We start from the raw sequence: 20,881 nt of genomic DNA, 5'->3' as shown, positions 1-20,881 counted from the left end.
GGTCGCCTCTCCCGGTCTTGGGGGGAGGCGACCCGTCGGCAGAGTCGGTCAGGTGGTGCGGTGCACCTTGTGCTGCGCTGCCTGTGCTCTGGGGCGGACCACAAGGAGGTCGATGTTCACGTGAGGCGGTCGGGTCACCGCCCACGTCACCACGTCGGCGACATCATCGGCGACCAGCGGGTCCGGAACACCCGCGTAGACGGCGTCTGCCCTGTTCAGGTCACCGCGGTAGCGATTCAGGGAGAACTCCTCGGTGTGGACCATCCCCGGAGCGATCTCGACCACCCGCAAGGCCTCCCCGCACACCTCCAGACGCAGAGTCTCGGCCAGTACGTGAGCGCCGTGCTTGGCGGCGCTGTAACCGCCCCCTCCTTCGTAGCAGGTGAACGACGCGGTGGACGAGATCACGACCACCACCCCGTCACCAGAGGCTCTCAGGGCCGGCAGCAGGGCCTGGGTCATGTGCAGGGCGCCGACGACATTCACCTCGTACATCGACCGCCAGTCACCAGGATCGGCGTTCTCGATGTGCTCCGTTCCGTAGGCACCACCCGCGTTGTTGACCAGCACGTCACACGCCGGAAACTGGGCGGCGAAGGCGAGGACGGCCTCCCGGTCGGTCACGTCCAGGGGAGACACCTGGACCGTTCCCCCGTCGTTTCTGATCTCCTTGGCGACGGCCTCCAGGCGGTCGGCCCGGCGGGCTGTCAGGACGACCTCGAATCCCTCGCGAGCCAGCGCCCGCGCCGTTGCCGCCCCGATGCCGCTACTGGCTCCGGTGACGACGGCCGTCCTTGTGCGAGCTGCCCGTATATCGGCGGTACGCATGCTTGTCGTGCCCCCAGTGCTGATTAGACGCTCATCAAATCAATCGATCTTGGCAGGAGAGGAAACGAGTGTCAACATAGATGCATGTCGAAGCTAGCGCAGTTGGCGGCCACCGCCTCCGCTCCACCGTGCTGCCCGTCCCTCACGGACCGGGAGCTCACCGACGAGGAGGCCGAGGTCACCGCCGCCATGTTCAAGGCGCTGGGTGATCCGGTGAGGCTGCGGCTGTTCTCCAAGGTTGCTTCCCACCCTGACGGGGAGGCCTGTGTGTGCGACATCGCCGACGTCGGCGTTTCCCAGCCCACGGTCAGCCATCACCTGAAGAAGCTCCGCGAGGCCGGCCTACTGCTGTCCGAGCGGCGCGGCACCTGGGTCTACTACCGGCTCGCTCCGTCGGTGCTCGCTGCCCTGTCCGGAATTCTTACCGTCCGCGACTGATCCGCGTCGTGGCGTGTCCGTCGCGCCTGGTCTGTGCGGCTGAGGTCTGCCGCGCCATGTGATTTCTGCGTGCTGCGCATGCCCCGGCCCGAGGTGGCGCCCCTGCGGCTGGCGGTCCGTCGAGGGTGGTGGCTCACTCTTCGTGCTGCCTGTTCCTGTGTTTGCCCCGGCCGCGCTTCGGGGCGTCTTGGTGTGCCTTGAATCTCCTGAAGGCACCACCAGTAGTCCCCCAAGAACTCGCTGCACTTGGGTCCCGGCAAGTGGTTGACACCCGCCATAGATCGACGCCAAGCTAATCCTTGATTCGGCAACAGTCGATATAGCCTAGTCGCGGCCGGCTCCATGCGGCGCCCTCGTGGCCACCACGTTCCCTGGCGCACTGATGCGCCGGGGACCTCCGCGCCCTCCAATTCGGCAGCGCCACCCGTCGGGCTGCCCGCTCCCCCCCGCCGGTACGGCTGTTCACAGTGCCCTTGCATGAGAGGACTCGCACATGACCAGCACCATCCTCACGACTGCTCAGGCCCACTCCAACAACATCCTGCGAAGCGACGGCGACCGTGCTGCGGAGCCCAACATCTTCCTGGCAGGAGGGAAAGACATTCCCGAGGACCAGCGGATGCACGAGGTGGAACCGCTCACGGACCGGGTGAAACTCAACGTCGAGAACCGCTACGAGCACTTCGAGGCGACGTCAGAAGTGCGAGAGGTCGACGGGCGTTCCCTGCGTGTCTACGGCTGGATCTATCGGACGTACGTGGCCGAGTAGCAGGCCAGTCACGTGAAGGGCGGGGCGAATGTCTTCCAGGAAGGATCCCCTCAGAATGGCGCGCGAGTCGGCCAGTGCTCGGACCAGCGAGTCCGGGCTGCCCATCGAACCGGTCTACGGGCCCGACGCCCTGGCGGACTGGGAGGCGGCCGAGAAGCTGGGCGAGCCCGGGAAGTACCCGTTCACCCGGGGCGTCTACCCGTCGATGTACACCGGCCGGCCGTGGACGATGCGCCAGTACGCCGGTTTCGGCACGGCGACGGAGTCAAACGCCCGCTACAAGCAGCTGATCGCCAACGGCACCATGGGCCTGTCGGTCGCCTTCGACCTGCCCACCCAGATGGGCCACGACTCCGACGCGCCGATCGCGAGCGGTGAGGTCGGCAAGGTCGGCGTCGCCATCGACTCCCTCGACGACATGCGCGTGCTGTTCGGCGGGATCCCGCTGGACAAGGTCTCCACGTCGATGACGATCAACGCCCCGGCCTCGCTGCTGCTCCTGCTCTACCAACTCGTCGCCGAGGAGCAGGGCGTGAGCGCGGACCAGCTCACCGGCACGATCCAGAACGACGTGCTGAAGGAGTACATCGCGCGCGGGACGTACATCTTCCCGCCCAAGCCCTCCCTCCGTCTGATCGCGGACATCTTCAAGTACTGCCGGGCCGAGATCCCGAAGTGGAACACCATCTCGATCTCCGGCTACCACATGGCCGAGGCGGGCGCGTCTCCCGCGCAGGAGATCGCCTTCACCCTCGCGGACGGCATCGAGTACGTGCGCACCGCGGTCGCGGCCGGCATGGACGTGGACGACTTCGCGCCCCGCCTCTCCTTCTTCTTCGTGGCCCGCACGACGATCCTGGAGGAGGTCGCCAAGTTCCGCGCGGCCCGCCGGATCTGGGCCCGGGTGATGAAGGAGGAGTTCGGCGCGAAGAACCCCAAGTCGCTGATGCTGCGCTTCCACACCCAGACCGCGGGCGTGCAGCTGACCGCCCAGCAGCCCGAGGTGAACCTGGTCCGCGTCGCCGTGCAGGGCCTGGGCGCGGTCCTGGGCGGCACGCAGTCCCTGCACACCAACTCCTTCGACGAGGCCATCGCGCTGCCGACCGACAAGTCCGCGCGCCTGGCCCTGCGCACCCAGCAGGTGCTCGCCTACGAGACGGACGTGACGGCGACCGTCGACCCCTTCGCCGGCTCCTACGTCGTGGAGAGGATGACCGACGACGTCGAGGCGGCGGCGCTGGAGCTGATGGGCAAGGTCGAGGACCTCGGCGGCGCGGTCAACGCCATCGAGCACGGCTTCCAGAAGAGCGAGATCGAGCGCTCCGCCTACCGCATCGCCCAGGAGACCGACTCCGGCGAGCGGGTCGTGGTCGGCGTCAACCGCTACCAGCTCGACGCGGAGGAGCCCTACGAGCCGCTGCGCGTCGACCCGGCCATCGAGGCCCAGCAGGCCGAACGCCTGGCCCGGCTCCGCGCGGAACGCGACCAGCCGGCGGTGGACTCGGCACTGGCCGCCCTGAAGAAGGCGGCCGAGGGCGAGGACAACGTCCTGTACCCGATGAAGGACGCGCTGCGCGCCCGCGCGACGGTCGGCGAGGTGTGCAACGCACTTCGGGAGGTCTGGGGAACCTACACGCCTTCCGATGTTTAGGACGGGCGGCCCAATCAGTGCCTGTGTGTGAGGAGTTCATTGATGCGGTTGTTACCGCTGCGGGTCGTCGTGGCCAAACCCGGTCTCGACGGTCACGATCGGGGGGGCGAAGGTTGTGGCACGAGCTTTGCGCGATGCCGGTGTGGAAGTCATCTACACGGGTTTGCACCAGACGCCGGCGCAGATCGTCGCCACGGCAGTCCAGGAAGACGCTGATGGCATCGGACTGTCCGGAGCACACATGACCGCGTTTCCGGAAGTCGTGAAGCTGCTCCGGAAGGAGGAGGCATCGAACATTGTCGTCTTCGGGGGCGGCATCATTCCCGAGGACGATGTTGCGAGCCTCCTCGGAGGGGGCGTCGCGGCGCTGTTTACGCCGGGGACTTCGATGGCGACGGTCGTGGACTGGGTGACGAATCATGTGGGCGCGGGCAGACTTCGAGCCGACCGGGTTTGACGCCACCTGTTCCCGCCGGCGGGTAGGCCGGGCTTGCTGAGGCCCCTCTTCCAGCGGAGGGGCCGGCGAAGCTTGCTGGATGCAGGAGTTCAGCTACTGACGACTGCGAGAGCCCTGTCCGGTTCGGCCCGCTCGGCGCGCCCTTGCGCGGCAAGATGGCGCTCGGCGTCCAGGGCCGCCGCGCAGCCGGAGCCGGCGGCGGTGATTGCCTGACGGTACGTGTGATCAACCACATCTCCGGCACCGAACACACCGGGGATGTTCGTCCTGGTGGAGGGAGAGGCGACCCTCAGGTAGCCCGAGGGGTCCAGCTCCAAATGTCCGCGGAAGATATCGGTGCGCGGGTCGTGGCCGATGGCGATGAAGAGGCCGGTCGCGGTCAGCTCACGCTTCTCATCGGTAAGGGTGTCGCGCAGGGTCATGCCGGACAGCATGCCGTTTTCCTCGTGGAGCGCAGCGACCTCGCTGTCGAAGGCGAAGGAGATCTTGTCGTCGGAGAACGCGCGGTTCTGCATGACCTGGGAGGCGCGCAGGACGGAGCGCCGGTGTACGACGGTGACCGAGCGGGCGAAGCGGGTGAGGAAGGCGGCCTCTTCCATGGCGGTGTCGCCGCCGCCGACGACCACGATGTCGCGGTCCCGGAAGAAGAAGCCATCACAGGTCGCGCACCAGGAGACGCCCCGCCCGGACAGCTCGTCCTCCTTGGGTAGGCCGAGCTTGCGGTATCCGGAGCCCGTGGCGACGATCACCGTCCTTGCACGGTGGACGGTACCGGCGGTGTCGGTAACGGACTTGATGTCACCGGCAAGGTCGACGGCGACGATGTCGTCGTCGAGCATGTCGGCGCCGAACCTTTCGGCTTGGGCCCGCATGTTCTCCATGAGCTCGGGGCCTTGGACACCGTCGGGGAATCCGGGGAAGTTCTCGACCTCGGTCGTGGTCGTGAGCGAGCCGCCGACGAAAATCGCACCACCGAAGACGAGGGGCTTGAGGCTGGCGCGGGCAGTGTAGAGCGCGGCGGTGTAGCCGGCCGGGCCCGAGCCGATGATGATGACGTCGCGCACGTTTGTGGTGGTGCTCATGACCGCGGCTCCGGGGCGATCTCCTTGATCAGGCCCTCGACCAGCACCTTGATCTCGTCGCGGATCGGGCGGACGGCCTCGACGCCCTGGCCGGCGGGGTCGTCCAGCGTCCAGTCGAGGTAGCGCTTGCCGGGGAAGACCGGGCAGGTGTCGCCGCATCCCATGGTGATACAGACGTCGGACTCCTGGACCGCGTCCACGGTCAGCATCTTGGGCACCTCGGCGGAGATGTCGATGCCGACCTCACGCATGGCCTCGACGGCGGCCGGGTTGACGCTCTCGCCCGGGTTGGATCCGGCGGAACGGACCTCGACGCGGTCCCCGGCCAGGTGGGTCAGCCACGCGGCAGCCATCTGGGATCGGCCGGCGTTGTGGACACAGACGAACAGCACGGAGGGGTTGTCGGACATCAGGGCGTCTCACTTGTCTCGCAACGACATCAGGCGCGAATGACTTCAGCACACGGTGGTGTCAGTCACCACTGATGTGAGAGTATCAGTACATGATGACGTCAGTCGACACTGACCTGATTCGGGTTCTGGCGGACCCGCTCAGGCTTCGGATCGTGACCCTGCTCGCCCAGGAGACGCTGTGCACCACCCACCTAGTGGAGGAGACCGGTGCCCGGCAGACCAACCTCTCCAACCACCTGAAAGTGCTGCGTGAGGCCGGGGTCGTCGAGACCGAGCCGTGTGGCCGCTACACGTACTACAAGCTTCGCCCCGACGTCATCGCCTCGCTCGCCGGCCAGTTCGCCGACCTGGCCGAGTCCGCCCGCACCGCCGCCGAGAACAAGAGAGCCTGTCCGTGACTCGCACCGAAGCCCCCGCAACGACCGCCGAGGAGTCTTCCGTCGTCGCGAAGCTGTCGACGCTCGACCGCTTCCTCGCCGTCTGGATTCTCATCGCCATGGCGGTGGGACTCGGCCTGGGCCGAGCCGTCCCGGGCCTGAACGACGCCCTCGCCAAGGTCGAGATCGGCGGCATCTCCCTGCCCATCGCCCTCGGCCTGCTGATCATGATGTATCCGGTCCTGGCCAAGGTCCGCTACGACAAGCTCGACGCCGTCACCGGCGACCGCAGGCTCATGGCCTCGTCGCTGGTGATCAACTGGATCGTCGGCCCGGCGGTGATGTTCGCGCTCGCGTGGATCTTCTTGCCGGACCTGCCCGAGTACCGCACCGGCCTGATCATCGTCGGCCTGGCCCGCTGTATCGCCATGGTCATCATCTGGAACGACCTGGCCTGCGGTGACCGCGAAGCGGCGGCAGTCCTGGTCGCGCTGAACTCGGTCTTCCAGGTTCTGGCTTTCGGCCTGCTCGGCTGGTTCTATCTCGACCTGCTGCCCGGCTGGCTCGGCCTGGGCGACGGCGAACACCTGGACATCTCCATGTGGAAGATCGCCCTGAACGTCGTCATCTTCCTCGGCGTCCCGCTGCTGGCCGGCTTCCTCACCCGCCGCATCGGCGAGAAGAAGCTCGGCCGCGAGACGTACGAGTCCAACTTCCTGCCGAAAATCGGCCCGTGGGCGCTCTACGGCCTGCTCTTCACGATCGTCATCCTCTTCGCCCTGCAGGGGAAGACCATCACCTCCCAGCCGCTCGACGTCGCCCGCATCGCACTGCCGCTGCTGGTGTACTTCGCCGTGATGTGGGCCGGGACCTTCCTGCTGGGCAAGGCGATCGGCCTCGCCTACGACCGCACGGCCACCCTCGCCTTCACCGCCGCCGGCAACAACTTCGAGCTGGCCATCGCCGTCGCCATCGCCACCTTCGGCGTCACCTCCGGCCAGGCCCTGTCCGGCGTCGTGGGACCGCTGATCGAGGTGCCCGTCCTGATCGGCCTGGTCTACGTGTCCCTGGCCTGGCGCAGGAAGTTCACCCCGTCCGCTCTGACCACTGAGGGCAGGGACTACTGATGCACTGCCTGGACTGCCGCGCACGGGGAACGACCAGCACGGCTGTCGGCGTCTGCCGCGACTGCGGAGCCGCCGTCTGCCCCGAGCACACGCTCGTCGCCCACCGCGTCGTGCGTGAGGGACCGCTCCTCGGACGACCCGGCGAGGTCACGGCCCGCACTGTCCAGTGCACTACGTGCGCGGCGGCACAGGCGGCATGACACAGCACACCGACGTGGTGGTGATCGGCGGTGGCCAGGCAGGGCTCGCCGCCGGCTACTACATGCGACGCCAGAACCTGGACTTCGTCGTCCTCGACGCCCAGGCCACCCCGGGCGGAGCTTGGCAGCACACTTGGGACTCGCTCCACCTGTTCTCCCCTGCCGCCTTCTCCTCCCTCCCCGGTCGCCTCATGCCGCCGCAGCCGGGCGAGGAGTACCCCGAGGCCGGGCACGTGGTCGCCTACCTGAGCGACTACGAGAAACGGTACGACCTCCCCGTGCGGCGGCCGGTCCAGGTCACCGGCGTCCACGACGAGGGACGGCTGCTGAGGGTAGAGACCGACTCCGGCACCTGGCACGCCCGCGCGGTGATCAGCGCGACCGGCACCTGGTGGCGCCCCTTCCTCCCTGCGGTCCCGGGCCGAGGAGACTTCACGGGCCGTCAACTCCACACCGTGTCCTACCGCAGATCGCAGGACTTCGCGGGGCAGCGAGTGATCGTCGTCGGGGGCGGCAACTCGGGCGCCCAGATCGCCGCCGACCTCGCGTACGACACCGAGCTGACCTGGGTCACCCAGCGCCCACCCCGCTACCTCGCCGACGACATCGACGGCCGAGCCCTGTTCGACGCGGCAACCGCCCGCCGCCGCGCCCTCGACGCCGGCCGCACCGACACGGGAGGAGTCGCCTCGCTCGGCGACATCGTCGCCGTACCACCGGTGCGCGAGGCCCGGGACGCAGGGCGGCTCAAGGCGTCGCCCATGTTCGTACGCCTGGACCGGGACGGCGTCGTCTGGGCCGACGGCACGCGGGCACCCGCCGACGCGGTCATCTGGTGCACTGGCTTCCGCCCGGCCCTCTCGCACCTGGCACCCCTCGGCCTGCGCGGTCCGCGCGGCCACATCGCCACTCAGGGCACGCGCGCAGTGATGGAGCCCCGGCTGCACCTACTCGGCTACGGCGACTGGACGGGCCCCGCCTCCGCCACGCTCATTGGCGTCGGACGGCCGTCCCGCGACGCGGCCCGAGATATCGCCGGGCTCCTCGATGGCGGACGGTAAGCGGTGAGTGGTCATCTCAATGCGGCGAACTCCCGTACTTCAGCGGTCGGCCATGGACTCGGGGAGCGGAGCGAATCGGGGACAGCCGATCCAGGACCGCTTCGCTGGCGGTAGGGGCAGGTCTGACTTGAGCCCGTGTGTGGGCTCTCTGCAGGCTTCCGGCGTCGCACGCGCAGCCGACGTTTAGATCCGGCACGGTTGCGCTTGCTGAACTGCCTGCGTTGGCAGAAGCGCCGTCTGCACGCTCAGTCGTGTGCGCTGACCAACAAGGCGGGGGCCGAAGAACCTATGGGCCGGGGCAGGCGCGGCCTCCGCTTGAGGACCGTGAGCGCGTCTTCTCGATTGCGACGTGCGTCGGAGAGCTGCTCGCAGATCCCCTGCGAGTCCTGGGACGCATGAAGCGGTCGAGATCACGCCTGTGTCTGAGTGCTCTGATGCTGACTTTTGCTGACTTTACAGGACCCGAAGTCTTTGACCTGCGGAAACATCGGCCGACGCAGTGGTTCTGGAACTGGATCGGACGGTCGCAGCAGCAGATCGAACAGGCCCGGCGGGACTGGACGGAAGGGACACGGTTCGGGGAGGTCAAGGGCTACGACGGGGCCCCACTGTCCGCCCCCGGGCTACCGGCTGTGCCCCTGAAACCGCGCGGATGGATCCGCTGACCAGGGGTGCGTCCTTCCCTGACGTGGATGTCAGCCGATGCGGAGGTCGGCGATGAGACCGTCCCGTATGCGGAAGGTCATGGGGCCGGTGCCGTTGTACCGGTTGCTGGTCACCTTCAGGGTGACGACGTGAGTGTCGGCCGCCGGACCGGCCGTCGCTTCGAGCAGTTCGAAGTGGGCGTGGACACCGATGTTGTCGGTACGGTCCCAGCCGCGCACGGCGTCGCGGCCCTGGAACTCGCGTCCCCAGTCGTACAGGTGGGCATCCCCCGTGAAGGCGGCGGCGAAGGCGTCCCGGTCACCGCGGTTGGTGGCGTCGATGAACGCGCCGATGGCGGCGGGGATCTCGACTGCGGTCATGGTGGTCTCCCTTGGAACGGTGGGACGGGGAGAGAGGCCGCCGGGCGGTGCGGTGTGCGTTCTCGCACGCATGGACCGGCGGGCCCGGAGGGGGGCTATTCCGGCCAGGCGGAGTTCTCGATGACGTCGACGAAGTCGGTGCGCCGGAAGTCGGGCACGAAGTGCTCCAGTACGTCCGCGTTGACCGTGCCGAAGGTGGATTGCGGGCGGTGCTTGAAGCCGTCGGTGAATGCTTTGAGGATTTGCTTCTTGAAGTCGGGCCGGGGATGGGCGGCGGTGACGGCGTCGATCTGCGCCTGGGTGATGTTGGCCAGGTGAAGGCCGAGTACGTCCGTCTCGACGCCGGCCGTGGTGGCCGCGATCTCGGGCGCCATCTTGTACGGGACCTCGGGTGTGGTGTGCAGGGCGATGGCCGTCCACACGGTGTCCGCGTCGGCCTCGTCCAAGCCGTGGGTCAGCAGGAACGCCCGTGCCTGGTCGGCGCCGTCCATCTCGAAGCGCTGGTCGTCGCCACGGTAGGGCGGCACCAGCCCGGTGTCGTGGAAGAGCGCGGCGACGTACAGCAGCTCTGGGTCGGGCCGGATGCCCCGGGCGGCGGCCTGGAGGCTGCCGAAGAGGTAGACCCGGCGCGAGTGGTGGAAGATCAGCGGTGGGGTGGTGTCGCGGATGAGGTCGGTGGCCTGCCGCGCCAGCTTGCTGTCGGGAATCTCGATGCCGGCGATTTCCTCTGCCATGACTGCCTCCCGGAGAACGGTGTCCGTAGTGTTTCCCTCCACCTTGCGTGGAGCAGGCCACCTGCGTCCGCTACTGGATGGCCATCAGTGCCTCGAAAGCGGACACGCCCCCGGGTGGTCCGTCATGACGCCCACGGCGCGTGGACGACGCGTTCGACCATGCTCGTGCGGCGGAATCCGGGCACGAAGTGCTCGAGTACGTCCTGGTTCACGGTCCCGTAGGCGGTGTCGGGCCGGTTCCTGAGCCCCTCCACGAAGGGCTCGAAGAATTTGCTCTTGAAGTCACCCCGAGGGTGGACTGCGGTGATCTCCTCCACCGCGGCGGGGTCCAGCCGGTCCAGCCCTCGGCCGACCGCGTCGGTGAGGACGCCGTGGTGCGTCGCGGCGATCTCCGGACCCAGCCGGCCCGGGATGCCCGGTGTCGTGCGCAGGGCGACGGCCATCCAGACCACCTCGGCAGCCTCGGTGGGCAAGCCCGCTCCAGCAGGAGTGTGCGGGCGCGGGCGGCGCCGTCCAGCTCGAATCGCTGCTCGACATCGGGCTGGAGCCCACGTTCGCGAGCGTGCAGGGCGCCGAAGAAGAAGACCCGTCGAGAGTGATGCAAGAGGAGAGGACTCGCGGTCTCCCGGATCAGTCGGGTGGCCTCGACAGCGGTCGCGGTCTCGGGAACCGCCACTCCCGCGACGATCTCGGTCATGGTGTGCGTCCTTTTCGGTCGGCTGTCATGTCACGCGTCGTCCGCATGCTTGGTTTACGAGTAAGTGCTGTAAAGTATATCTGGCCGGATCATTTCGGCTGCCTCCCGCGGGTGCGTCAGGTTCTTCACTGAGCCGTCCGTGCGCAACCCGGTCGACCCCGTCAGGACGGAACGGAAGGTGATGGACGTGCCGGCGGAAGTGAGTGGTGCGGTGGGCGCAGCGATCGGAGGTCGTGACGGGCGCGATACGCACGTGGCCGACAGCGGTGTCGGCACCGCGGCAGTGGGCGCGTTGCAGCGTTACCTTCGAGGGGCCAGGGAGTTGCAGAGCCGGCTCGACGCCGTCCTCCAGGCGCAGTCCGACCTTTCGCCGGTGGAGTACGAGATCCTGCGCGCGCTGAGTCAGGCGGCGGGCGGCAGCCTCCGCCCGTCCCAGTTGGCCAGGGTCGTCGGCTGGCAGCGCAGCAGGCTGACCTACCAGGTCGGCCGTATGGAACGCGGCGGTCTCCTGACGCGCTCCATGTGTGCGTTGGACAACCGCGGCACCGACATCCGGATGACGGCAGAGGGCGCCGCCCGGTTCCGTGAGGCGACCACTCTGCACGTGCGTGCGGTGAAGCGGCACTTCGCCGAACGGCTGACGGCTGAACAGATGAATCACCTACGAGACATCACGGACGCGCTCCGCCCCGACCACGGGAACGTGAGCGAGCAATAGCGGCGGCTTCGGCACGGTGTGCCTGTGTGCCTGTGTGCCTGTGTGCCACGGTGAGGATCACCGCCCCGCACCGGATGCTTCGCGGGAAGCCCTTTCGCGCCTACAGATTGGAAGACCATGACGTCCTTCTCCACCCCCTTCGGCATCCGTGCCACGGCCGCCGAGGTCTTGGCAGGGGTCGACCTGACCGGGCGGCGGATCGTGGTCACGGGCGGGGCGTCCGGCCTGGGGACCGAAACGGTCCGTTCCCTGGCCGCCGCCGGTGCCACGGTGACCATCGCCACGCGGGACCCATCGGCCGCCGAGCCGCTCCTCAGAGAATGGCCGGGGACACGGGCTGCCGCGCTCGATCTCAGCGACCTGGACTCAGTTCGCGCCTTCTGCCGCGGCTGGGACGGGCCGGTGGACGCCGTCGTCGCGAACGCCGGTGTGATGATGCTGCCCACCCGGCAGGTCAACGCGCAGGGCTGGGAGATGCAACTGGCCACGAACTACCTCGGCCACTTCGCCCTCGTCCTGGGGATGCACGAGGCCCTGAAGGCCGCCGAGAAGCCCCGTGTGGTCGTCGTCAGCTCCGGTGCGCAGCTGATCGCGGACTTCGACTTCGACGACCCCCAGTTCGAACGGCGGCCCTACGATCCCTTCCTCGCCTACGCGCAGTCGAAGACGGCCGACGTGCTGCTCGCGGTCGGACTCAGTCGCCGTTGGGCCGAGGACGGCATCGCCGCCAACGCCTGTGCCCCGGGAACCATCCACACCCGCCTGTCCCGCCACCTGGATCGGGCCGCCATGCAGGCGCTGCAGGCCATGGACGAGGAGGGCAACCTGCTCACTCCGGACTACTTCAAGACGCCCGAACAGGGCGCCGCCACCACTGCCCTGCTCGCCGCGTCCCCGCTGCTCGACGGCGTTACCGGCCGATACTTCGAGGACAACCAGGAGGCGAGTGTCGTCGACGGCGGCCCTCAGCTGATGGCCCGCGGAGTCGGTAACCTCCTCGGGCTCGTCGCCAAGTGGTCGCTCGACCCGGCTGCCGCGGACAGGCTGTGGGAGTACGCGCTGCCGGTCGTCAAGGCGGCCGGGTAGAAGGCAGGACCTGCCGGGGATGTCGCGGACGGCACCCACCGCCCCGGTTCCGCCCTCAGCCGGCTCCAGCGATCTCTCGGGCGTCGTACGGGTTGAGGAAGCCGGCCTCCTGAGGCACGTGTGCCGGCAGGCTGACGCGTGGGTCGGGCCGTGGGACGTACACGGGAGCGTCGGACCGGTAGAAGATGTCGATGTCGGCCTCCTCTCCGCCGACGCTCAGGGTGTCCCACGCTCCGCTCTCCCAGAGGGTGCGCAGTGTGTCGGGAGCGAGCGCCGACAGGTGTTCGCGCAGCGCCTCGTCGGTGGGCATCCCGGGGAGCCGGTCCGTGAGCCGCTCCCGCACTGCGCCCATGCGAGCCAAGAGCAGGTCGAGAACAGGGCGCTGCGTCTCCTGGTCCGGGCCGGGTTCCATGCTGCGGGCGATGACGTCCTTGACGGCGTGGATGGCGCCCTGCTCGTCGGTGGTCACCATGGCGTTCCAGGCCCGGCTCTTGTGCCGGTACTGGAGCATCGACATCGCCGCCTCGTGCCGGAGGAAGTCGGCGTCGCGCAGAGGCCGTCCCCGCCAGGCTCGGCCGAGCGTGCGGGCGAGTGACGTCGCGGACGCGAGGCCGCTGTTGAGGCCGCGCCCGGGCCAGAAGTGGATGGCGTTCGCCGCGTCACCCAGCAGGAATCCGAAGGTTCCCTCAGAGGTCTCCGTCGGGCGGGTCAGCTGGGCCGTGAAGCGTGGCCGTTGGACCATGTCCAGGCGGAACGAAGTGATCGCCGTGAGGTCGTCCTCGGCCACGGCGAAGAGCTTGAGTGCCTCCCGGACACGCCCCCACAGGGGCGAGCCGCGCAGCAGGGCGGGCAGGAAGAGGGTTCCGTGTGTGGGGCAGGAGAACTCGTGCTCCGCGGTTCGGCCCATGACGCAGGGGCGGGCGGCGACGCACTCCTCGAAGGTCTTGCGAACGGGATCGATGCCGATCACCTCCTCGGCCTCCGCACGCGTGAGCCGCATGTTGAGGAAGCCTTCGCCGTGCAGGGAGTTGAGCAGGAACCTGTTCTGCGAAACCGTGACGAGGACGCTCATCGGGTCCGGCAGCCCGGAACTGACCCGCAGCCCGAGCACGACGTCTTGCAGATGCTCACCGTTCAGGGAGTAGATCGAGGGGTCGGCCGCACCGAAGAGGTGGGCGTAGTGGTCCCGGGTACGTGATCGCCCGCCCTCGGCGATGACGAGGATGTGCTGGTGCAGGATCCGGTCCCGTTCCTCCGCGGCGTCGAACCACTTCGGAACCAGAGTGATGTCCGCCTTCCGGTTCGCCAGAGCCAACAGCTCGTCCTCGGCGTGGGCGATCCGGATGTTGCGCGGCGGACGGCCGTCCACGGAGTCCGGACCGACCGGCCACATCTCCGAGTAGTCACCCGCATCGAACAGCGCCGCCCGTACGTCGTCCGGCAAAGCCGTGTACTGCCTGCTCTGGACGGTGACCACCTGCTGACGACGGGTGTTGCCGAGGCTCTCGTCCTTCCACACGACCTCGGATCCCCGCCCCACCCAGCGGCCGTCGTAGACGGTGACGGACACCCGCCCAGGCAGCTCTTCCACGAGGGCCAGGGCGAACGCGAGGCCGACCGGTCCGCCTCCGGTGACGGTGACCCGGAGGGTCCCGGGCGCCACGGCCGAGACGCTCGGGGCGTCGAACAGCGAAAGGTCGATCATCGTCTCGGCCGAGTCCTGCGCTTCGTAGCGGAAGGTCTCGTCACCGATCCCGATGCAGTCGTCGGGGCACAGTACGTGTCGCGTGACGCGTCGGCCGTTGACGTGCGTTCCGTTTCGGCTGTCGCGGTCGTAGAGGACGTGGGCACCGTCCTCCGTGACGATCTCGGCGTGCAGACGCGAGGCGTTGGGACTCACGATGACGATGTCGTTGTCGCTCCGGCGGCCGATGGTCAGCGGCGTGCCGTCGATCGGCGCACTCTGACCAGTGAACGGACCGGTGCGTCCCACGATGACGGATGACACTGCGTACTCCTCGTGAACGGTGCTCAGTTGCGCGAACGTGCCCCGTGGACGATCGGCACGGGGGGCGAACTCCCACGACACGGGCTTCGGCCATGAGGTGCTGCGAGGCACACGTCGTAGCGGGGCCGCAGGGTTCACTCCGGCACGCGCCCGCCGCGCGACGAGGTGTCCGGGGCGTGCCGGAGCCGAGCGCGACCACCCCCGATTCTGACGAATTCGTCGTACCCGCGGCGTGCCACGCGGATGGAGGTAGGCTCACTGCTGCCCGATTCCGCCGAGCGGAGCGGGCCTGGCCCACCGACTCTCATCCGGGGTCGGACATCGGCCCTCCTCCACGTCGCCGTCGCTCCGAGGGACACTGTGCGTACGCGTTTCACCGTCCTGGGCCCGCTCAGGGTCTGGCGGGGCGAGATCGAGATCGAGCTGGGGCCGCCCAAGCAACGCGCGCTGCTCGCGCTGCTCCTGGCGCAGCCCGGCCACCCGGTCGCTCTGCACGACATGATCGACGCCCTGTGGGAGCAGAGCCCGCCCGACAGCGCCGTGAACGTCGTACACCGCCACATCGGGGCACTGCGTCGTCGCTTCGAACCTGACCTGCCGTCCAGAGGCGCGTCGCGGTGGCTGGTGAGAGGGGCCGGTGGCTACCGCTTCGAGGCGGACGACGAGTCGCTCGATCTTCTCCGTTTCCGCCGGCTGCGGGAGCGTGCCGCAGGAGCCCGTGAGCCCTCCGAGGTCGCGCGTCTTCTGATCGAGGGGCTGGACATGTGGCGCGGTCCCACGGCCTCCGGCATACCGCTCGAGGTACGGGCCCACCCGGTCTTCCGCGCCGTCGACGGTGAGTACCTGACTGCGGTCAAGGACGCGGCCGAGGCGGCCGTGGACGCCGGGCGGGAACCGCGCGCCCGGGTGCTGGCGATCGTGCGGCAGGCCGCCGCACAGCATGAACTCGACGAGGCCCTGCAAGCACGGCTGATGACGCTGCTGGCCGCCACCGGCCATCAGGCCGAAGCCCTGGAGGTCTACCGAAGCGTTCGGGTCCGGCTCGCCGACGACCTGGGAGTCCAGCCCGGGTCGGAACTCCAGGCCGCGCAGCAGCGGGTCCTGTCGCAGGCGTACGTCGGCGGGTCGGCCTCCACGAAGGGCGCCCGGCACCGGGTGGAGCAGTCCTCCGGTACGAAGGTACGCGCCGAGCCGGATGAGACCGCCCGGACCGCCCCCGTGGTCCGGCCGGCCCAGCTGCCGGCGCCGCCTCCCTCCTTCACCGGGCGACTCGACGAGCTGGCCCTTCTCCACGAGCTTTTGCCGGACGAGTCCGCCTCCACCGTCGCCATCAGCGCGATCGGCGGCATGGCCGGCGTCGGCAAGACCGCACTCGCAGTGCAATGGGCACACCACGTGGCCGACCGCTTTCCGGACGGGCAGCTGTACGTCGACCTGCGAGGATTCCACCCCAGTGGCACGGTGGTGAGCTCCGCCGAGGCCGTACGGTCCTTCCTCGACGCACTGGGGGTGCCCGTCGAGCGTGTCCCCGTGGGGCTGGACGCGCAGTCGGCCCTGTACCGCAGTCTGCTGGCCCGGCGCCGGTTGCTGATCCTCCTGGACAACGCGCGCGACACCGAGCACGTACGTCCACTGCTGCCCGGTTCGCCCGGGAGCCTGGTCGTCGTCACCAGTCGTCATCAGCTCCAGGGGCTGGTGGCCCAGGAGGGCGCGCACTCCGTGACTCTGGACGTGCTAGGTGAGGAGGACGCTCTGCGCTTCCTCGGGGCCCGGCTGGGCGAGGACCGGATCGCGCGCGAGCCGTCAGCCGCCCGGCGGACGGTCGCCATGTGCGGTGGTCTGCCGCTCGCTCTGGCCGTGGTCAGCGCCCGCGCGGCCATTCACCGATCCTTCCCGCTCTCCACGATCGCCGAGGAACTGGCGGAGAGCGGCTCGGGTCTGCAGGCGTTCACCGGTGAGGCGCCCACCGCGGACGCCCGCAGTGCCTTCTCGTGGTCCTACCGGCTCCTGAGTACCGAGGCAGCGCACCTCTTCCGGTTGCTTGCGCTGCACCCGGGCAACGACTGCTGCGTCGCCGCCGCCGCGAGCCTGGCCGGCCGGAGCCCCGCCCGGGTCCGTCCCCTGCTCGCGGAACTCGGCCGGGCCCACCTGGTGTCGGAGGTCGCGCCGGGACGCTTCAACTGCCACGAGCTTTTGCGCGCCTACGGCACCGAACTGGGCGAGGCGCTGGACCCTCCCGCCGAACTCGAGGCGGCTCAGCGGCGCATGTTCGAGCACTACCTGCACAGCGCGCACGCGGCGGACAGCGCCCTCGCTCCGAGCCGGGAACGGATCACGCCTGGGCCGCCGTTGCCCGGAGTGACCGTCACCGACTTCGCCGACGCGACGGGAGCGGCACAGTGGATGGACGTCAGCCGGTCCGTACTGCTCGCCGCGATCGAGCAGAGCGCCAGACGCGGCTGCCTCGAGCACAGCTGGCAACTGGCCGCCGCGATCGAGCTGGACCTCGACCGCAGCGGACGCCGCCAGGAACAGGTCGCCGCACAGACGACGGCGGTCAAGGCCGCGGAACGCCTGGGAGACCTGCGTGGGCAGGCCCATTCCCATCGTGCGCTCGGATTCGTCCAGGGACGGCAGGGACGCTGGGACGAGGCGGCCCGTCATCTCGACCGGGCCCTGCGGCTGTTCGACGGCATCGCGGACCGGCCCGGGCAGGCCCGCGTCCATCGGTATTCGGCCTTCCTGGCCAATGCGCGCCGACGCCACGAGGAGGCGCTCGGTCACTACGCGCGGGCCGCGGCTCTCTACCGTGAGGCCGGGCGGCGCAGCGGTGAGGCCAGCGTCGCCAACGAGGTCGGCTGGACCCGCATCCTGATGGGCGAATACCGCGAGGCACTGGGGGAGTGCGGTCGGGCGCTGGCCGTCCACCGCGACATCGGGGACCTCAACGGTGAGGCCGCGGCGTGGGACAGCCTCGGCTACGCGCACCATCACCTCCACGAGTTCGACCAGGCATTGCGGTGCTACGAGCACGCCCTGCGCCTTTATCGAGCGATCCGCGACCGGTACCTGGAGGCCGACACCCTCGCGCACATCGGGGCGACCCTGCGGGCGGCCGGCGAGGACGGGCGGGCCTTGGAGACCGAACGCCAGGCGCTGGTCATTCTCGACGAGATCGGCCATCCGGACGCCGACACCGTACGCGAGAGCCTGAGGGGCGCCGTGCCTCCTGCTGCCGAGGCTGGGCTCGCCCGCCGCTGACGAGGCTGACGAGACGCTACGCGTGCGGCGGGCCGGTGCCTCCTGTCACCGTTTCCGGCGTCAGAGAATCGTCACTGTTTCGGAAGTGGCTCCCGCTTACGCTGACCGCGCCGCCTCGTCGGGGGCACACCCGCCCCTCCCCGCGTCCCGGTCGACCGCTGGGCTCCGCCCGCCGCGCACGCGCGCGCGACCCACGGATGCCGACGCGAGGGAGAAGGGCGCACCGGAACGCATTTCAGGAACTGGAAAATGACCACCACCATCGCCACGCGCCGCCCTTTGCCTGCACATGACAAATGGTTGGGCCGTCTGATGTCCGACCACGAGGCGGCGCTCCTCGCTTACGCAGAGAACCTGCTCAGAGACCGGTACACGGCGCAGGACATAGTCCAGGAGGCGTTCATCAGGGCTTGGCCCCATGCCGAACGGCTCTACAGCACCGAGGGCTCCGTACGCGGCTGGCTGCTGACCGTGACGCGCAATCTGATCGTCGACCGCATGCGCAGTGCCTCCGTGCGCCGGGAGTGCATCGGAACGGACGACCGCGACGTCGTCCTGCCCGACCATTCCGAGCAGGTGCTGAGTTCGGTCGAGGCGACCTCCCTGCTGCGCCGGCTCTCCCATGACCATCGGGAGGTGCTGCTGCACATCTACCTGCGCGGCCGGACCATCAAGGAGACGGCCCGCGTACTCGGCGTGCCCGCCGGGACGGTCAAATCGCGTCAGCACTATGCCTTGCAGGCGTTGCGGGCCCGGGGCGTGTCGCCGGGCTCCACGGCGGTGGGTTGAGGATGTCCTGTGCCACGGGGTACCCATCGCGTCCTCCTCGCGTCGTCCGCCGTGCGCCGGCTGTACCGAGGACACGGAGCCATCCCCGCGAAAGGTTCGATGCGAGGGCCGGAGAACCCGGGACGGCCCGGATGGTGGCGCTGATGCCGGCCCGGCCCGTTGGGCCGGTTGCCGCTCCTCGCGCCGTAGCCGGCCGGGCGAACCCGGCCGGCCGCCCGTCAGCCGGCGGAGGGGCCGGGGGTGGCTGGGGTGGTGCCGGGAGCGGCGGGCCACAGGGGCTCCGGGACGGCGATCCCGAAGTCCTGTCCCCAGGCGTTCCGGCTGCTGACCTCATGTGCGGGCCGTCGGTCGACGGCCACCCCCCACCTGCCGCGCGGGTAGCCCAGGGTGAGCATCGCGCTCATGCGCCACCCCTCCTCGGTGGGTACCTTCAGCAGCGACATCACCGAGTCGGGCTCGTAGCGCAGCACCGTGGTCAGGACGCCGCCCACACCTTCTGCGCGAGCGGCGAGCAGGGCACTCCAGACCGCGGGGTAGATGTTGGCGCCGCCGTGGTCGTCGATCGCGAAGACGAACAGCAGCAGCGGAATCTCGGCGAAGTGCTCGGAGAAGTATTCCCCGGAGGCCTTGATCTTGCGCATCGTCTCCGCGTGCGCCTCCGCGCTGTAGGACGCCTTGCCCAGCAGCCCCGCCTTGAGATCCACCCACTCCCTGGCCCTGCACCGGCGATAGATCTCTCCGACCTCGGCGATGATCTCGGGGTCGTCGACGGCCAGGAAGTGCCAGCGCTGCGTGTTCGCCCCGTTGGGCGCCCGGATCGCTGCATCGACGATCCTGGCCTGTGTCTCGAGCGGAATGGGGTCCGGGTAGACCCTCCGCATGCTCCTCGTGGTGTAGAGCGCTTCGTGGACTTCCATGGTCCCTCCTTGGTGACTGGGGCGAGATCATTGACGGGGCTCGCGACACCCCTGCCCACCTCTCCCCGGTCGTCGGCACGGGAGAGGACACGTGGGGCGGCGGCCTGGTTCGCCGGCACGAGTTCGGCGCGGTCGGCATCGCTCGCCCGGACCCGACGGGCCGGGTCGATGACCAGCGGTGATGCCCCCGGCGGGAGGCCGCTCGCCGTCCTGGGACGCCGAGCGGCACAGCACCCGCACGGCGACCGGGCGTCACAGCAGCGAGGCGGGAGTTCCGGTCACGGCATTCGGTTACTTCTTGGAGAACCCGGCGAGGACGTAGTTGACACCCTGTCCCCACGCGCCGAGGTGGTCACGGACGATGTCGTTGACAGCATCGTAGGTCTCGGCACGTGCCCAGTCGCGCTGCAGCTCCGACAGGACACTCGCGACGCTGACGGGTACCACGCCCTTCTGCGACATGCGCACGATTGCGGCGTCGTGGGCAGCGGTGCTGGAACCCGCGGAGGCGTCGATCACGGCAAAGACCTCGTACCCGGCCTCCACCGCCGACAGCGCGGGGAAGGTCAGGCACACCTCGGTCCACAGACCGGCGATGAGCAGGCGACGCCGTCCGGTGGCCTCGACGGCGGCACGGAAGGCTCCGTCCTGCCAGGCGTTGATGAAGGTCCGGTCGATCACCTCGATGTCCGGCAGCGTGCGGGTGATCTCGGGGACCAGGGGGCCGGCGAAGGTATCCGCGGCGATGGAGGTCAGCACGGTGGGGATGCCGAACGTCTTGGCCGTCCGAGCGAGGGCCGTGACGTTGTTGACCAGGAGCTGAGGGTCCGCGCTGCGCGCGCCGAACACCATCTGCGGCTGGTGGTCGATGAGGAGGAGAGCGGTGTCCTCGGCGGTGAACAGGCTGTTGACGGCGGTGTCGGGCAGGTCCGGCAGGGGAGCGGCGTGCGTCATGAAAGGGGCCCTTCTGAACAGATCCGGTGGGCGGGTGACGAGGCCGTCGCAAGGTGCGCTGACATGAGAGGCGGCCCAAGTCGACGGCGTCGGTGCCGCGTTACGTTGGAAAAGCTATGGGCGTGTCCGTGCAGGCACCATCTGACGAATGACCATGCTTCGAGCGCCGGGTATAGGTCGGTCGGCACGGCCATGGTGGAGGGCGACGGAGCCGCGGCGCCCTCGGTTCACCACGAGGCCGCGCGCCGGGCGGAGCGGCCGGCAGTCATGTGACCGATGTGCGGCCGGT

20 protein-coding genes and 2 pseudogenes are annotated in these 20,881 nt (G+C 69.1%); 13 read left to right on the top strand and 9 right to left on the bottom strand.

The genetic code is table 11. The features are described 5' to 3' along the window. Positions 1–48: 48 nt before the first annotated feature. Positions 49–828, bottom strand: a complete 780-nt coding sequence (locus tag ACZ7MF_RS19240) for an SDR family NAD(P)-dependent oxidoreductase (protein WP_471477998.1) — start codon at positions 826–828, stop codon at positions 49–51. An 84-nt stretch (positions 829–912) separates the two neighbouring features. Between ACZ7MF_RS19240 and ACZ7MF_RS19235 the strand changes: the two genes are divergently transcribed. The 4 genes and pseudogenes from ACZ7MF_RS19235 (at position 913) to ACZ7MF_RS19220 (ending at position 4,143) form a co-directional block, all read left to right on the top strand. Beyond that, on the top strand, positions 913–1,266 hold the full coding sequence (locus tag ACZ7MF_RS19235) for an ArsR/SmtB family transcription factor (RefSeq protein ID WP_471477997.1): 354 nt from the start codon (positions 913–915) through the stop codon (positions 1,264–1,266). A gap of 493 nt (positions 1,267–1,759) precedes the next feature. Beyond that, positions 1,760–2,035 (top strand): DUF5988 family protein, encoded by a 276-nt coding sequence (locus tag ACZ7MF_RS19230; protein ID WP_016325497.1) that lies wholly within the window; start codon positions 1,760–1,762, stop codon positions 2,033–2,035. 55 nt (positions 2,036–2,090) lie between these two features. Beyond that, a complete protein-coding gene (locus ACZ7MF_RS19225; RefSeq protein WP_471477996.1) occupies positions 2,091–3,686 on the top strand; it encodes an acyl-CoA mutase large subunit family protein in 1,596 nt (531 codons plus the stop codon). Positions 3,687–3,728: 42 nt separating this feature from the next. Beyond that, a pseudogene (locus tag ACZ7MF_RS19220) lies at positions 3,729–4,143 on the top strand (cobalamin B12-binding domain-containing protein). Positions 4,144–4,232: 89 nt separating this feature from the next. Here the strand turns inward: ACZ7MF_RS19220 and trxB are convergent. Together trxB and ACZ7MF_RS19210 are read right to left on the bottom strand one after the other, a co-directional pair. Further along, entirely contained in the window at positions 4,233–5,225 is a 993-nt protein-coding gene (trxB, locus tag ACZ7MF_RS19215) for a thioredoxin-disulfide reductase (protein WP_471477995.1), read from the bottom strand. Next, positions 5,222–5,635: an arsenate reductase ArsC gene (locus tag ACZ7MF_RS19210; RefSeq protein WP_471477994.1), complete on the bottom strand. Its 414-nt coding sequence runs from the start codon at positions 5,633–5,635 to the stop codon at positions 5,222–5,224. The genes trxB and ACZ7MF_RS19210 overlap by 4 nt, the downstream gene beginning before the upstream one ends. Positions 5,636–5,727: 92 nt before the next feature. Between ACZ7MF_RS19210 and ACZ7MF_RS19205 the strand changes: the two genes are divergently transcribed. From ACZ7MF_RS19205 to ACZ7MF_RS19185, 5 genes and pseudogenes are all read left to right on the top strand, one after another. Then, complete coding sequence (locus ACZ7MF_RS19205; protein WP_402550755.1) at positions 5,728–6,036, top strand: ArsR/SmtB family transcription factor; 309 nt, start codon at positions 5,728–5,730, stop codon at positions 6,034–6,036. Further along, positions 6,033–7,142 carry an ACR3 family arsenite efflux transporter gene (gene arsB, locus ACZ7MF_RS19200; protein ID WP_471477993.1) on the top strand — a complete coding sequence of 370 codons (1,110 nt, stop codon included), beginning with the start codon at positions 6,033–6,035 and terminating at the stop codon, positions 7,140–7,142. The genes ACZ7MF_RS19205 and arsB overlap by 4 nt, the downstream gene beginning before the upstream one ends. Continuing rightward, positions 7,142–7,342, top strand: coding sequence for a DUF2180 family protein (locus ACZ7MF_RS19195; protein ID WP_471477992.1), 201 nt, complete (start codon positions 7,142–7,144; stop codon positions 7,340–7,342). The genes arsB and ACZ7MF_RS19195 overlap by 1 nt, the downstream gene beginning before the upstream one ends. Then, the gene (locus tag ACZ7MF_RS19190; protein ID WP_471477991.1) at positions 7,339–8,403 is read left to right on the top strand and encodes an ArsO family NAD(P)H-dependent flavin-containing monooxygenase; all 1,065 of its coding nucleotides are present in this window, start codon (positions 7,339–7,341) and stop codon (positions 8,401–8,403) included. The genes ACZ7MF_RS19195 and ACZ7MF_RS19190 overlap by 4 nt, the downstream gene beginning before the upstream one ends. Before the next feature lie 503 nt (positions 8,404–8,906). After that, a pseudogene (locus tag ACZ7MF_RS19185) lies at positions 8,907–9,068 on the top strand (pirin family protein); the annotation flags it as partial. Positions 9,069–9,098: 30 nt separating this feature from the next. Here the strand turns inward: ACZ7MF_RS19185 and ACZ7MF_RS19180 are convergent. From ACZ7MF_RS19180 to ACZ7MF_RS19170, 3 genes are all read right to left on the bottom strand, one after another. Continuing rightward, complete coding sequence (locus ACZ7MF_RS19180; RefSeq protein ID WP_471477990.1) at positions 9,099–9,428, bottom strand: nuclear transport factor 2 family protein; 330 nt, start codon at positions 9,426–9,428, stop codon at positions 9,099–9,101. A gap of 95 nt (positions 9,429–9,523) precedes the next feature. Continuing rightward, positions 9,524–10,162 (bottom strand): HD domain-containing protein, encoded by a 639-nt coding sequence (locus tag ACZ7MF_RS19175; RefSeq protein ID WP_471477989.1) that lies wholly within the window; start codon positions 10,160–10,162, stop codon positions 9,524–9,526. A 122-nt stretch (positions 10,163–10,284) separates the two neighbouring features. Then, complete coding sequence (locus tag ACZ7MF_RS19170; protein WP_471477988.1) at positions 10,285–10,635, bottom strand: hypothetical protein; 351 nt, start codon at positions 10,633–10,635, stop codon at positions 10,285–10,287. A gap of 363 nt (positions 10,636–10,998) precedes the next feature. Between ACZ7MF_RS19170 and ACZ7MF_RS19165 the strand changes: the two genes are divergently transcribed. Beyond that, a complete protein-coding gene (locus tag ACZ7MF_RS19165) occupies positions 10,999–11,577 on the top strand; it encodes a MarR family winged helix-turn-helix transcriptional regulator (protein ID WP_471477987.1) in 579 nt (192 codons plus the stop codon). Between the two features lie 117 nt (positions 11,578–11,694). Next, positions 11,695–12,663 (top strand): SDR family NAD(P)-dependent oxidoreductase, encoded by a 969-nt coding sequence (locus ACZ7MF_RS19160; RefSeq protein ID WP_471477986.1) that lies wholly within the window; start codon positions 11,695–11,697, stop codon positions 12,661–12,663. Between the two features lie 55 nt (positions 12,664–12,718). Here the strand turns inward: ACZ7MF_RS19160 and ACZ7MF_RS19155 are convergent, their stop codons facing one another. After that, entirely contained in the window at positions 12,719–14,671 is a 1,953-nt protein-coding gene (locus ACZ7MF_RS19155) for an FHA domain-containing protein (RefSeq protein WP_471477985.1), read from the bottom strand. Between the two features lie 360 nt (positions 14,672–15,031). On the opposite strand from ACZ7MF_RS19155, the gene ACZ7MF_RS19150 reads away from it, so the two are divergent. Together ACZ7MF_RS19150 and ACZ7MF_RS19145 are read left to right on the top strand one after the other, a co-directional pair. Next, the gene (locus ACZ7MF_RS19150; protein WP_471477984.1) at positions 15,032–17,932 is read left to right on the top strand and encodes an AfsR/SARP family transcriptional regulator; all 2,901 of its coding nucleotides are present in this window, start codon (positions 15,032–15,034) and stop codon (positions 17,930–17,932) included. A 249-nt stretch (positions 17,933–18,181) separates the two neighbouring features. Further along, entirely contained in the window at positions 18,182–18,721 is a 540-nt protein-coding gene (locus ACZ7MF_RS19145; RefSeq protein WP_471477983.1) for a sigma-70 family RNA polymerase sigma factor, read from the top strand. A gap of 218 nt (positions 18,722–18,939) precedes the next feature. Here ACZ7MF_RS19145 and ACZ7MF_RS19140 read toward each other — a convergent pair whose 3' ends face one another. Beyond that, complete coding sequence (locus ACZ7MF_RS19140; RefSeq protein WP_471477982.1) at positions 18,940–19,638, bottom strand: nitroreductase family protein; 699 nt, start codon at positions 19,636–19,638, stop codon at positions 18,940–18,942. A gap of 291 nt (positions 19,639–19,929) precedes the next feature. Continuing rightward, a complete protein-coding gene (locus ACZ7MF_RS19135; RefSeq protein ID WP_471477981.1) occupies positions 19,930–20,592 on the bottom strand; it encodes a hydrolase in 663 nt (220 codons plus the stop codon). Between the last annotated feature and the right edge of the window lie 289 nt (positions 20,593–20,881).

The organism is Streptomyces sp. NPDC111628 (assembly GCF_055635195.1).
This window is presented reverse-complemented; position numbering and strand designations above follow the sequence as displayed.

Bases quoted from the DNA above. Each gene is read 5' to 3' on its own strand.
- ACZ7MF_RS19135 (WP_471477981.1), bottom strand. From the start codon at position 20,592: ATGACGCACGCCGCTCCCCTGCCGGACCTGCCCGACACCGCCGTCAAC.
- ACZ7MF_RS19230 (WP_016325497.1), top strand. From the start codon at position 1,760: ATGACCAGCACCATCCTCACGACTGCTCAGGCCCACTCCAACAACATC.
- ACZ7MF_RS19140 (WP_471477982.1), bottom strand. From the start codon at position 19,638: ATGGAAGTCCACGAAGCGCTCTACACCACGAGGAGCATGCGGAGGGTC.
- trxB (WP_471477995.1), bottom strand. From the start codon at position 5,225: ATGAGCACCACCACAAACGTGCGCGACGTCATCATCATCGGCTCGGGC.
- ACZ7MF_RS19160 (WP_471477986.1), top strand. From the start codon at position 11,695: ATGACGTCCTTCTCCACCCCCTTCGGCATCCGTGCCACGGCCGCCGAG.
- ACZ7MF_RS19205 (WP_402550755.1), top strand. From the start codon at position 5,728: ATGATGACGTCAGTCGACACTGACCTGATTCGGGTTCTGGCGGACCCG.
- ACZ7MF_RS19240 (WP_471477998.1), bottom strand. From the start codon at position 828: ATGCGTACCGCCGATATACGGGCAGCTCGCACAAGGACGGCCGTCGTC.
- ACZ7MF_RS19145 (WP_471477983.1), top strand. From the start codon at position 18,182: ATGACCACCACCATCGCCACGCGCCGCCCTTTGCCTGCACATGACAAA.
- ACZ7MF_RS19210 (WP_471477994.1), bottom strand. From the start codon at position 5,635: ATGTCCGACAACCCCTCCGTGCTGTTCGTCTGTGTCCACAACGCCGGC.
- ACZ7MF_RS19175 (WP_471477989.1), bottom strand. From the start codon at position 10,162: ATGGCAGAGGAAATCGCCGGCATCGAGATTCCCGACAGCAAGCTGGCG.
- ACZ7MF_RS19225 (WP_471477996.1), top strand. From the start codon at position 2,091: ATGGCGCGCGAGTCGGCCAGTGCTCGGACCAGCGAGTCCGGGCTGCCC.
- ACZ7MF_RS19190 (WP_471477991.1), top strand. From the start codon at position 7,339: ATGACACAGCACACCGACGTGGTGGTGATCGGCGGTGGCCAGGCAGGG.
- ACZ7MF_RS19180 (WP_471477990.1), bottom strand. From the start codon at position 9,428: ATGACCGCAGTCGAGATCCCCGCCGCCATCGGCGCGTTCATCGACGCC.
- ACZ7MF_RS19235 (WP_471477997.1), top strand. From the start codon at position 913: ATGTCGAAGCTAGCGCAGTTGGCGGCCACCGCCTCCGCTCCACCGTGC.
- ACZ7MF_RS19195 (WP_471477992.1), top strand. From the start codon at position 7,142: ATGCACTGCCTGGACTGCCGCGCACGGGGAACGACCAGCACGGCTGTC.